This window comes from Sphingomonas sp. CROZ-RG-20F-R02-07, assembly GCF_022662335.1.
In the GTDB taxonomy this organism is placed as follows: domain Bacteria; phylum Pseudomonadota; class Alphaproteobacteria; order Sphingomonadales; family Sphingomonadaceae; genus Sphingomonas.
In genome coordinates this window covers 50,611-59,372 of the sequence record NZ_JAKNQJ010000017.1, presented here as the reverse complement: position 1 = coordinate 59,372, position 8,762 = coordinate 50,611, and the positions used below count along the sequence as shown (strand labels likewise).

Annotated in this window: 10 protein-coding genes; 8 read left to right on the top strand and 2 right to left on the bottom strand. The window is 66.8% G+C overall.

The window, feature by feature from the left end:
• The first annotated feature begins 252 nt into the window (after positions 1 to 252).
• Genes L8H00_RS16880 through L8H00_RS16870 form a run of 3 tightly spaced genes read left to right on the top strand, consistent with a single transcriptional unit; the run spans position 253 to position 2,494 of the window.
• Positions 253 to 702 (top strand): hypothetical protein, encoded by a 450-nt coding sequence (locus L8H00_RS16880; RefSeq protein WP_242098474.1) that lies wholly within the window; start codon positions 253 to 255, stop codon positions 700 to 702.
• A gap of 11 nt (positions 703 to 713) precedes the next feature.
• Positions 714 to 1,748 (top strand): polysaccharide deacetylase family protein, encoded by a 1,035-nt coding sequence (locus L8H00_RS16875; protein WP_242098473.1) that lies wholly within the window; start codon positions 714 to 716, stop codon positions 1,746 to 1,748.
• Positions 1,748 to 2,494, top strand: a complete 747-nt coding sequence (locus tag L8H00_RS16870) for a glycoside hydrolase family 75 protein (RefSeq protein ID WP_242098472.1) — start codon at positions 1,748 to 1,750, stop codon at positions 2,492 to 2,494. Before L8H00_RS16875 ends, L8H00_RS16870 begins: the two co-directional genes overlap by 1 nt.
• Before the next feature lie 123 nt (positions 2,495 to 2,617).
• Here the strand turns inward: L8H00_RS16870 and L8H00_RS16865 are convergent, their stop codons facing one another.
• A complete protein-coding gene (locus L8H00_RS16865; RefSeq protein WP_242098471.1) occupies positions 2,618 to 3,472 on the bottom strand; it encodes a serine hydrolase in 855 nt (284 codons plus the stop codon).
• Positions 3,473 to 3,481: 9 nt separating this feature from the next.
• Here L8H00_RS16865 and L8H00_RS16860 point away from each other — a divergent pair, with 9 nt between their 5' ends.
• Genes L8H00_RS16860 through L8H00_RS16840 form a run of 5 tightly spaced genes read left to right on the top strand, consistent with a single transcriptional unit; the run spans position 3,482 to position 7,652 of the window.
• Positions 3,482 to 3,781 carry a hypothetical protein gene (locus tag L8H00_RS16860; RefSeq protein ID WP_242098470.1) on the top strand — a complete coding sequence of 100 codons (300 nt, stop codon included), beginning with the start codon at positions 3,482 to 3,484 and terminating at the stop codon, positions 3,779 to 3,781.
• Positions 3,778 to 4,635: a cytochrome ubiquinol oxidase subunit II gene (locus tag L8H00_RS16855; RefSeq protein WP_242098469.1), complete on the top strand. Its 858-nt coding sequence runs from the start codon at positions 3,778 to 3,780 to the stop codon at positions 4,633 to 4,635. The genes L8H00_RS16860 and L8H00_RS16855 overlap by 4 nt, the downstream gene beginning before the upstream one ends.
• Positions 4,632 to 6,725 carry a cbb3-type cytochrome c oxidase subunit I gene (locus tag L8H00_RS16850; RefSeq protein ID WP_242098468.1) on the top strand — a complete coding sequence of 698 codons (2,094 nt, stop codon included), beginning with the start codon at positions 4,632 to 4,634 and terminating at the stop codon, positions 6,723 to 6,725. The genes L8H00_RS16855 and L8H00_RS16850 overlap by 4 nt, the downstream gene beginning before the upstream one ends.
• Positions 6,715 to 7,341 (top strand): cytochrome c oxidase subunit 3, encoded by a 627-nt coding sequence (locus L8H00_RS16845; RefSeq protein WP_242098467.1) that lies wholly within the window; start codon positions 6,715 to 6,717, stop codon positions 7,339 to 7,341. Before L8H00_RS16850 ends, L8H00_RS16845 begins: the two co-directional genes overlap by 11 nt.
• Positions 7,338 to 7,652 (top strand): cytochrome C oxidase subunit IV family protein, encoded by a 315-nt coding sequence (locus L8H00_RS16840; protein ID WP_242098466.1) that lies wholly within the window; start codon positions 7,338 to 7,340, stop codon positions 7,650 to 7,652. Before L8H00_RS16845 ends, L8H00_RS16840 begins: the two co-directional genes overlap by 4 nt.
• 22 nt (positions 7,653 to 7,674) lie before the next feature.
• Here the strand turns inward: L8H00_RS16840 and L8H00_RS16835 are convergent, their stop codons facing one another.
• Positions 7,675 to 8,688 carry a YncE family protein gene (locus tag L8H00_RS16835; protein WP_242098465.1) on the bottom strand — a complete coding sequence of 338 codons (1,014 nt, stop codon included), beginning with the start codon at positions 8,686 to 8,688 and terminating at the stop codon, positions 7,675 to 7,677.
• Positions 8,689 to 8,762: the final 74 nt, after the last annotated feature.

The window sequence follows — 8,762 nt, the reverse complement described above, 5'->3', positions numbered from 1 at the left end:
TAGATCGTTACGCTCTCGATAAGCGTCGACAGGATCTCTGCCGCTTCGCAACGAACAGTCTCATCGTCGAGCGTCCCACTCGGCTTATGGCTGCTTTCCGGAAGTGGACAAGCGGCTGCCGAATGACAGTCATTGCGTATGGAACGTGGTAATGTCGTTGGTGTTCCTGCCGAGGTCGCCCGCGTAAGCACTGGAACAAGAACGGGAAAACCGCTACATATGCGATATCGCGTAGGCGCAGGAGATTGGCGCATGAAGAACCTTTCCTTTGTGCTCCTCCTCCTTGTCATCGCCACGCCCGCCGCGGCTCAGCGAGTCGTCCCCCGTAATCCGAAGGTGGCGGACGCGGCACGGTTGCTGACCAGCCCCGCAGCGCAAGACCTCATCGCGGCGCAGATCGCGTCGCTCGCCGACATCATCCTCGACACCAAAGTGGGACCGCTGGCCGCGCTTAGCGACCCGCGCGACGATGTTCGGCCGGACGATACGCTGCATAGCGTCCAACGGCGCCACGACCCGGACTATGACCGCCACCTGTACGAGCGATCGCGCCATGCCGTGGCTACGGGCGGTGCGGCGGTGGGCGGCGCGATGGCGGAGGCCGCAGAGCTGCGGCAAACCGCCGATCGCCTTCGGGCGGCGCTGACGCCGCTGATCGATGCAGCGCGTACGTTGAGTTCCCAGCAAAACTCCCAGCGATGAGTCGAGCGTGCATGCCGCGGCACAGGCCGGCGGCCTGGCGCTTAAAAAACTATGTGACCGCGTCTCGTCGGTCGGTGGCGAGCGTTGCGGCCCTGCTGCTGATCGGCAACGCACCGGTTCGATCAGGCAAGGTCGCGCTGACCTTTGACGACGTGCCGGTGTTCGGCGCCTTGGCGTCGGCGGCCGACGGCGCAGTGGTCACCGATCAGCTCCTGAGCGGCTTCATCCGCCATCGGTGGCGGGTGACCGGTTTCGTCAATGAAATTCAGCTCGAAGGGCCGGACAAGCCGCAGCGCACCTTGCTGCTTGCGCGCTGGCTGAACGCCGGCATGGACCTGGGGAATCACACTTACTCGCACGCCTCGCTCGATACGACGCCTGCCGATGCGTATGTGGCGGACATCGTTCGTGACGAGACGGAAACCGGCAGGCTGCTGTCCGCTCGGGGCCGTCACGAGCAGTGGTTCCGTTATCCCTATTTGGAAACGGGGCAGACGCGCGCCAGTCACGATCGGGTGGTTGGTTGGCTTGCGGAGCACCATTACCGCGTGGCGCCGGTCACGATGGAGAACAGCGACTGGCAATTCTCGGCACCCTATGACGATGCGGTCGCACGCGGCGCCACTGCCGAGGCGATCCACATACGCGAGCAATATCTGACGTTCACGCGCGCGATCGTCGACTGGTATGTCAGCGCCGGCACGACGCTGTTCGGACGCGAACCGGCTTTCGTCTTTCTGCTCCACGCCAGCCGCCTGAACGCGGCGAGCATCGATGGACTTGCCACCATCCTGCGCCATGCGGGGCTGCAGGTGGTGCCGCTGAGCGTCGCGATGCATGATCCGGCCTACCGCACGGCAGACCATTATATCGGCCCTGATGGCAACGAGTGGCTCGAACGCTGGGCATCGACGCTGCATCGCGACTTGCCGTTCGATGCCATGCCGACGGTGCCGCCTGAAATCGTGCAGAGCGACGCGCGTCTTGAAGCTGCCGCCGACCCACATACGGCATCGTCGGCCCTCAGGCAGTCCGAGGCGAACTGATGTCACCATCTACGCTACTCATCGCGGCCGTTGCGGTCGTCTCGCCCTGGCCGGCGGGGGTCTATCTTCCGGCCGGCCGGGCCGTCGACGAGGCTTACCGGCAGGAGTTCGCCACCTGCGACCGGGAGGATCGGTTCAGCGGCCATGCGATCAGAGGGTGCCGTAGCGATCCCAACGCGGTCACCGCTCTGCGCCGGCTGCCCGGTGGGGAAATCGCCTATGCCTCGAAGCTGGCGGTGGACCTCGACGGTTCGCCTTTCGCGTGCAGCCCCAATCACGGGCGCATGGACCAGTGCCCGACCTCGCTGATGCTGCCCGATGGCAAGGGCGGCGAGGTGCCGGTCGATGCCGACACCATCCCCTATGTCGTGATCCCGTTCGCCGGACCGCGGGATGTCCGGGGCAGGTTCACCAAGCTTACCGGCGTGGATGTCGGCGATTTCGGCTATGTCCAGTATCACGGCGTGATGGTGCCGGTGATCGTCGCGGATACCGGCCCGTTCGCAAAGCTTGGGGAAGGATCGATCGCGCTCCACCGCGCGCTTGGACGCGAGCTATGTTCGGAGCGTGGACCAGACACGTCTTGCACGCGGGTCGGTGACGACATCGAAAGCATCGGCGATAATGTCGTGACGGTGCTGTTCCCTGGCAGCGCCCGGCACGATCTTACCCCCGCAAACCTGGCGATCACGATCAGCCGCGAGGTGAGGCGGCTGCGCAGTGGCATGGCGCGCGCGCCGTCATGATCCGTCGTGTCGCTTGCAGTGGCCACTCCTCTCATCGGAACGAGCGATCCGAGTTGAGCCAATCATAACGATCGTTGGCTGATCGCAAGTGGCCAACCCGCGATCAGCCGCATGGTGCTTCGCTCACCGCAATTTCAGGAAAAGCGTGAGCGCGTTGCGTTCGGCGTCCGCGAAGCGGTCGTAAATCGCCCGTGCGACTTCGGCGATGCCGAGCTGGCGATCGCGCCCCCCTCTGGCAAAGACCGCGATGGCCAGCCGGCGACCATCCGGCATGGTGATGAATCCGACATCGTTGGTGACGCCATCAAGCGTCCCGGTCTTGTCCTCCACGAGCGTGCCGGCCGGGAGAAGCGAACGGATCCGCCGGGTGCCCGTCGCGCATCGGCTCATCAGCCCGAGCAGCAAGGCGCGGCTTTGGGGCTTGAGAAGCATCCCGGTATTCAGCTTGTAGAGCAGGGCCACCATGGCATTGGGCGTCGCTACATCCTTGCTGTCGGCAAGATGCCCATGTTCACGCAGGAGCTGCGCGATGGTCCGGTCCACCCGGATGCCCGTGATGCCGTTTGATGACAGCCACTGCTGGACGGAGACCGGGCCGCCGACGGTGGTAAGAAGCTGGTCGGCAGCGCGGTTGTCGCTGCGGACGATCATCCGCTCCAACAGGTTCGCCGCAGATTGACCGGCAACGACCTGGTCGAGGCTGCGCAGGCCACGGTCCACCTCGGCAAGGTAAGCGCCGGCGATCGCGAGCTTGACCGTACTGGCCATCGGATACGGAATGTCGCCGTTGACCGCGACGGCCGATCCGTCGCGCAGGTCGAGCGCCGCAATGCCATATTCGCCGGGATGCGCCGAAACCAATGCGCCAAGCGCACTTTGGAGCCCGATCAACTCGGGCGAGCTGGCGGTCGCCGGAGTGGCGAGGAGGAGGCTGGCGACGAGACAAGGGACGAGGCGAGAGAGCAGGGGCCGGTGCATCGATCGTCCTTGTGTGTCGGTTTCGGGCGACTGGCTACTGCTAAATCGCATTTCCGCGGATCCGTATATGCCGGCAGCTTTTCTCGCGAAATGGCTCATCGCGCGCGCCAGCTTTACGTTGATGGCAAGGCCGCCTCAATCGGAACGGCGATCGGCGCCATGATGCCGTTCGGCTTGCCCGACGGCGGCATCGGCGGCTATCACGCGACAATGAACCCGTTCCCGCCACGCCGCCATCCCGACCCGGCGTCGGAGATGCCCACCGCCCCGGACGGCGCCATGCGGATCGTCCGTTCGATCGCCGCGTGAGCACCGGCGCGCGGGCGGTGCGCGCCGCCATGGCGGTCGCCGGGTGCGGCCTGATCGCGGGATGCACGGCGTTGCGCAGCGGGATCGTCCATCATGCCGGGCCGGTCGCCGAACAGACCTGGCATCTCTATCTGATCGTCGGCGGGGTGCTGGTCTTCGTGGCGGGGCCCGTGCTGCTGCTGGTGCCCGCCTTCGCCTGGCATTACCGCCTGTCGAACACGCGCGCGGCCTACCGCCCGAACTGGGATTTCGCGTGGTGGATCGAGGGGCTGATCTGGATACCGCCGGCAGCGATCGTGATCGGGCTGGGGGTGGTGCTGTGGCACTATACGCACCGCCTCGATCCCTATCGTCCGCTCGCTTCGGGCCAGCCGGCCCTGCGCATCCAGGCGATCGGGTTCGACTGGAAATGGCTGTTCGTCTATCCCGACCAGCGCGTGGCCGCGGTGAACCAGCTTGCGGTGCCGGTCGGGCGGCCGGTCCATGTCGACCTGACGAGCGGCACCGTCATGCAGTCGCTGATGATGCCGCGGCTGGCCGGGCAGATCTATGCGATGGCGGGCATGCGAACCGAGCTGAACTTCGCGGTGACGACGCCCGGCCTGTATGCGGGTGAGAACACCCAGTTCAACGGCACGGGGTTTCAGGATCAGAAGTTCACGGTGGTCGCGCTCGGCGCCGCCGATTACCGGCGCTGGCTGGCGCGCGTGCGCGCCGCCGCCCGCCCGCTGGACGCGGCGGCGCTGAACGCGCTGTTCGCGCGATCGACGCCGCGCGCGCCGATCTTCTATTCCGCGGCCTCGCCCGCGACCTTCGTCAGGGTGATGGCGCGCACGCAGGCTCCCGCGAAATGATCGAACCCGTCCTTCCCGTGCTGCTTGGCCGCTTCGCCTGGCACGATCTTCCCTTCGTTCGCGCCTGGGAGGATCCGAGCGTCAGCGAGATCATTGGCGCGGGCGCGGGCGCGCTGGTGATCGTCGGCGCGATCGGGCTCGCGGTGCTGCTCACCGTGCTCGGCCGCTGGCGCTGGCTCTGGCGCGAATGGCTGACCAGCGTCGATCACAAGAAGATCGGCATCATGTATGTGGTCATCGCCTTCGTCATGCTCAGCCGCGCGCTGATCGAGGCGGTGCTGATGCGGCTGCAACAGGCCAGCGCGGTGCAGGCGCCGGGCTTCGTCACGCCCGAACATTTCGCGCAGCTCTTCTCCACCCACGGCTCGATCATGATCTTCTTCATGGCGATGCCGTTCCTCACCGGCGTCATCAACTATGTCATGCCGCTGCAGATCGGCGCGCGCGACGTCGCCTTTCCGCTGCTCAACTCGGTCAGCCTGTGCCTGACGGGCGGGGCTGCGGGGCTGATGATGGTGTCGCTGGCGATCGGGCAGTTCTCCACCGGCGGCTGGACCGGCTATCCGCCCTATACCGGCCTGGCCTTCAGCCCCGATGTCGGCCCCGATTACTGGATCTGGGCGGTGACGCTCGGCTCGATCGGATCGACGCTCACCGGGCTCAATTTCGCGGTGACGCTCTACAAGCTGCGCTGCCCCGGCATGACGCTGATGCGGATGCCGCTGTTCTGCTGGACGGCGCTGTGCACCAGCATCCTGATGATCTTCGCGATGCCGCCGCTGACGGTCGCGACCGCGCTCCTCGCGCTCGACCGGTATCTCGGCTTTCATTTCTTCACGAACGATCTCGGCGGCAACATGATGAACTATGCCAACCTGTTCTGGCTGTTCGGCCATCCGGAGGTGTACATTCTGATCCTGCCCGCGTTCGGCGTGTATTCGGAGGTGGTGTCGACCTTTTCGACCAAGGAGCTCTACGGCTATACCTCGCTGGTGATCGCGACCATGGCGATCGCGGTGCTATCGTTCACCGTGTGGGTCCATCACTTCTTCACCATGGGGCAGGACGCCAATCTGAACGCGGCGTTCGGCATCGCGACGATGACGATCGGGGTGCCGACCGGCGTCAAGATCTACGACTGGATCTGGACGATGTTTCGCGGCGAGGTGCGCTTCACCGTGCCGATGCTCTATTCGCTGGCGTTCATGATGACGTTCGTGCTCGGCGGGTTCACCGGCATCATCCTCGCGGTGCCGCCGCTCGATTATGTGGTGCACAACACGCTGTTCCTCGTCGCGCATTTCCACAACATGCTGATCCCCGGGCTGCTGTACGGCATGCTCGCCGCCTATCATTACTGGTTTCCCAAGGCGTTCGGCTTCCGCCTCGACGAACGCTGGGGCCGGCGGGCGTTCGGCTGCTGGGTGCTGGGCTTCTATCTCGCGTTCATGCCGCTCTATGTGCTGGGCGCGGCGGGGATGACGCGCCGCGCGCAGGCGGTGTCGGATCCCGCCTTCCGTCCGCTCCTCTATGTGGCGGGGGTGGGCGCGCTGATCCTGCTCGCCGCGCTCGTCTCGCTGTTCGTCCAGCTGCGGGTCAGCATCCGCGACCGCGCGGCGAACCGGGTCGCGGCTGGCGATCCCTGGGATGGCCGCAGCCTCGAATGGTCGATCGCCGCGCCGCCCCCCGAATATAATTTCGCGGTGCTGCCGCACGTCGCCAGCCGCGATCCGTTCTACGATGCCAAGCGCGACGGCCGCGCCTATCGCGAAGCCGCGCGCTACGAAGCGATCGAAGTGCCGCGCAACAGCGCCGCCGGCCCCGCGCTCGGGATCGGCGGCACCGTCCTGGCCTTCGGGCTCGTCTGGCATATCTGGTGGCTGGCGCTGAGCGCCGGCGCGATCGTGGTCGCCACCGTCATCCTGCGCAGCTTCGCGCGCGACACGACGCGGATCGTGCCCGCGGCCGACGTCGCCGCGATCGACCGCGCATGGCTGGCGCAGGTCCGCGCCACGACGCCGGTGCCGCGACAGGCCGAGACGATCCCCCTGAACGGCGGCCTGGCGCTGATGGTGTCGCATGGCCGCTGACGATGTCGCGCATGCCGGGCTGAACCTCGGCATCACCGACCCCGGGGCTCACGAGAAGGCGGAGGCCGACATCTTCGGCTTCTGGGTCTTCCTGATGAGCGACGCCGTGATCTTCGCGCTGCTGTTCGCCACCTATGGCGTGATGCTGCCCGCGACCGCGGGCGGGCCGCGGCCGGCCGATGTCTACGAGATCGGTCCGACCTTCGCCGAGACACTGATCCTGCTGACCAGCAGCTTCACCTATGGCATGGCCTCCGTGGCGATGAAGCATCGCGCCGCCCGCCGGACGGTGCTGGCCTGGCTGGGCGTCACGTTGCTGCTGGGGCTGGGTTTCCTGGCGCTCGAACTGAACGATTTCCGGACGATGATCGCGCATGGCGCGGTGCCGATGCGGAGCGGCTTCCTGTCCGCGTTTTTCGGGCTCGTGCCGCTTCACGGGCTTCACGTCGCCTGTGGCTGCCTCTGGCTCGTCGTGATGGCGGTGCAGGTGGCCGCCTATGGGTTCGACACGCGCGTGAAGATCAACCTCCTGCGGCTCGGCCTGTTCTGGCATTTCCTCGATATCGTCTGGATCGCGATCTTCTCGCTGGTCTATCTGCAGGGTCTGATCCGATGAGCGACGCCGACGCCGACAAGTCCCGCGAGATCCGGTCGTACGGGATCGGCTATGCCAGCGCGCTGGTGCTGACCGGGGCCGCGTTCGCGCTGGTCCACTGGCCGGCGATGCCGGCGGGCGAGACGTTCGCGGCGATCCTGGGGCTCGCGCTGGTCCAGACGATCGTCCATTTCCGGTTCTTCCTGCACGTCTCGCTCAAGCGATCCGGCCGAGATGACCTGCAATTGGTGCTCTTTTCGGCGCTGATCGTGGCGCTGATGGTCTCGGGAACGCTCGTGGTCCTCGGCAATCTTCGCCACCGCATGATGTGACCGCCGGCGCCCGGCGCGGCGGTCACCCCTTGGGTGTGACGACGAGGATGTGGAAACTGCCGGGGAGCGGCGCGGGGCGGGCGCCGGCGGCTTGCGATGGCGCGAACCGCGCGGTCGGCAGATAGACGATCCCCGTCGCCGGATCGAGCGCGCCGGTCCGCGCGCCGACTTCGGTCGTGACGCGGCCGGCATGCGCGATCCCGCCCGGCCGATCCAGCGCCAGGATGTCGAGCACGCCGTCCTTGCCGCACGGCACGAACGCCAGTCGGCGGGCGGCGTCGAGGATGACCGCATCGGCACCCTTGCCGATCGGAATGAGCGTTACCAGCCGCCGCGCATTGGCGTCGACGATGGCGGCCTGGCCGTTGGAGCAGGCGCTGACGAGCATGGCGCGCCGGGCGTCATAGGCGAGCCCGGTCGGCCCCTCGCAGCCCGGCATCGCGATCGGCGCGCCGGTCTTGCCCTGCGCGACATCCACGACTTCGATCTCGTTCAGGTCCTCGTTGTTGATGAACAGCGTGCCATCGGCGAGCGCGGCATATTCGAGCGCGGGCTTCACCGCGATGGTGCGGGTGACGCGCATTGCGTTGGTATCGATCACCGACACCGTGCCGCCGACGCCGTTCATCACATAGGCACGCGCGTGCGGCTCGTCGTCGATCGCCGCATCGGGCTTCTTGCCGACGGGCAGGCTGGCGATCTGCCGGCCGCTCGCCGTGTCGAAAAAGCGCACCGTCGCGTCGTTGCCGCTGGTGACGAGCAGGCGATGGTCCGGCAGCGGCACGACGGCGTGGCCGCGGGCGAGCGTGCCCCAGGACGTCGCGTCGCCTTTGGCGAGATCGACCATCGTCACGGAGTCCGGACGCGCCACATACAGCCGGTGGGCTTTGGAATCGACGCGCGCATAGTCCCAGCCGCCATCGGGCCCGGCAATGCTGCCGGTCACCGCATAGGTGGGGGCGGGGGCGGGATTGGGGGCCGGGGCGGCGAAGACCGGCGTGGCGGCCGCGAGAAGGGCGAGCAGGGCAGGGCGCATCGGACGACTCCGTGAGGCAATGCGCCGCCTTTGCGCGGTGCCTGCGCGCCGCACCAGCGCCGCGTGCGGACATT

Coding starts and splice junctions, on each gene's coding strand:
- L8H00_RS16835 (WP_242098465.1), bottom strand. CDS start 8,688: ATGCGCCCTGCCCTGCTCGCCCTTCTCGCGGCCGCCACGCCGGTCTTC.
- L8H00_RS16875 (WP_242098473.1), top strand. CDS start 714: ATGCCGCGGCACAGGCCGGCGGCCTGGCGCTTAAAAAACTATGTGACC.
- L8H00_RS16840 (WP_242098466.1), top strand. CDS start 7,338: ATGAGCGACGCCGACGCCGACAAGTCCCGCGAGATCCGGTCGTACGGG.
- L8H00_RS16865 (WP_242098471.1), bottom strand. CDS start 3,472: ATGCACCGGCCCCTGCTCTCTCGCCTCGTCCCTTGTCTCGTCGCCAGC.
- L8H00_RS16870 (WP_242098472.1), top strand. CDS start 1,748: ATGTCACCATCTACGCTACTCATCGCGGCCGTTGCGGTCGTCTCGCCC.
- L8H00_RS16845 (WP_242098467.1), top strand. CDS start 6,715: ATGGCCGCTGACGATGTCGCGCATGCCGGGCTGAACCTCGGCATCACC.
- L8H00_RS16850 (WP_242098468.1), top strand. CDS start 4,632: ATGATCGAACCCGTCCTTCCCGTGCTGCTTGGCCGCTTCGCCTGGCAC.
- L8H00_RS16880 (WP_242098474.1), top strand. CDS start 253: ATGAAGAACCTTTCCTTTGTGCTCCTCCTCCTTGTCATCGCCACGCCC.